The 1,558-nt window shown below is 70.5% G+C and carries 1 protein-coding gene; it reads left to right on the top strand.

Features of this window, described 5'->3' with window-relative positions:
• Positions 1–1,173: 1,173 nt before the first annotated feature.
• Complete coding sequence (locus LQ51_RS09665; RefSeq protein WP_046564382.1) at positions 1,174–1,542, top strand: ArsC/Spx/MgsR family protein; 369 nt, start codon at positions 1,174–1,176, stop codon at positions 1,540–1,542.
• The last annotated feature ends 16 nt before the right edge of the window (positions 1,543–1,558 follow it).

The following is a 1,558-nucleotide window of genomic DNA, read 5'->3' as shown; positions in this document are numbered from 1 at the left end:
TCGGGGGTGACCTGCTCGGGCGTCCGGGGGGTGTAACCATCGGTGGCGGGGAGGTGATTCCCTCGGCCTGGATCCGATGCCCCCGGGGGGTGGACCGGTGGTGCGCGGTCCGGGGGATGTAACGACGGAGGCCGGGACGTCATTCCCCTGGCTTCCCTGGCGTCACCCGGGGGTGGACCGGTGGTGCGCGGGTCCGGGGGATGTAACGACGGCCGGTGGCCGATCATTCCGACCGGGGGCTGCTCACCCTGGGGTGGGGCTGCTCCGCGGTCTGCCATGTTCAACGACCCCGGCCCCGGCATGATTCCGCCCTGCCGGTGGCCCCGACCACGGGACGCCAGCCCCCCAAACCGGGCACGGGGCGCCGGTCCCTCAAACCGCCCAACCGGCCCACACCTTCACGGACCGCCCGAATCCGGATGACGGTCGAGGCAGACGGCGCGTCGCCGGAGCCGGATGGAAGGTCCGGCAGCTCCGCATGGTCCGGGTGTCGGAGCCTAGGGGCGGACGGGGGTTCCGGAGACTACCGACTTGATGACGGAAACGACTCACGAGCCTTTGATCATGGAAACGACCAAAGCCTTGATGTCGGAACCCAGCTCACAAGTCCTTGATATCGGCAATGACTCAGAGGCTTCATGTCGAAACCGGCCCAGAAGTCCTTGATGTCGGACATGACTCACAGCTTTTGATGACAACGACTCACAGCCGGCGCGGACGGGTTGATCCACTCCGGTTGCGGCGATCCGGCCCTTCCTCGACGCCGGATGCCCCCGTCTGCCGCATCCCGGTGTGGCTCACCCGCTGGCCAAGTCGTTCACGTCATCAGAGCAGTAGCGAGCGGAAGGGTGGCGGCCCAGGCGGTCAGGCCGACCCATCTGGTCGTCCAGCGGAACAGTCGGGGACGTGGCTGTCCTGCGGCGAGTGGAACGGTATGGGTGTCTGCCGGGTCCGGATACGCCCATGACGTTCCACCGACGGCGGGCGAGCCGCGCAGGGGTCAAGCCTGACCGCCCGGAGCCGGCCACCCTCGCCCCCTCGGACGGACGCGCTGGGTGCCGGTTCGGGGATGGCCCGGAATGCTGCATGCTGCGGCGTGCCGCACCGGGCGGCCGATTACGGCCGGCTCGGTGTCCAGGTTGGAGGGTCCGGCGGTCTGCCAGGATGGCGGGCATGGAGATCTGGCACAACCCGTCCTGCTCGAAGTGTGCGACCGCGCGGGCCACTCTGGACGAGGCGCGGGTGCCCTACCGGCTGCGGGCATACCTGACCGAGCCGCCGACGGTGGCCGAGGTGACCGAGGTGCTGCGCCGGCTGGACGCCCGGGCGTGGGACATCTGCCGGACCGGCGAACCGGCCGCGGTGGCCCTCGGCATGGCGGACTGGGCGCGCGACGACGCCACCGAGGCGCGCTGGATCGCCGCCCTGGTCGCGCATCCGGAACTCATCCAGCGCCCGATCCTGCTGCTCGACGACGGCAGCGCGCTGGTCGGCCGTACCTCGGAGGCGCTGGACGAGGCAGTGCGCCGCAGCGACGGCTGACGCCGCCCACCGCGCG

The organism is Micromonospora sp. HK10 (assembly GCF_000982955.1).
In the GTDB taxonomy this organism is placed as follows: domain Bacteria; phylum Actinomycetota; class Actinomycetes; order Mycobacteriales; family Micromonosporaceae; genus Micromonospora.
This window is presented reverse-complemented; position numbering and strand designations above follow the sequence as displayed.

Coding starts and splice junctions, on each gene's coding strand:
- LQ51_RS09665 (WP_046564382.1), top strand. CDS start 1,174: ATGGAGATCTGGCACAACCCGTCCTGCTCGAAGTGTGCGACCGCGCGG.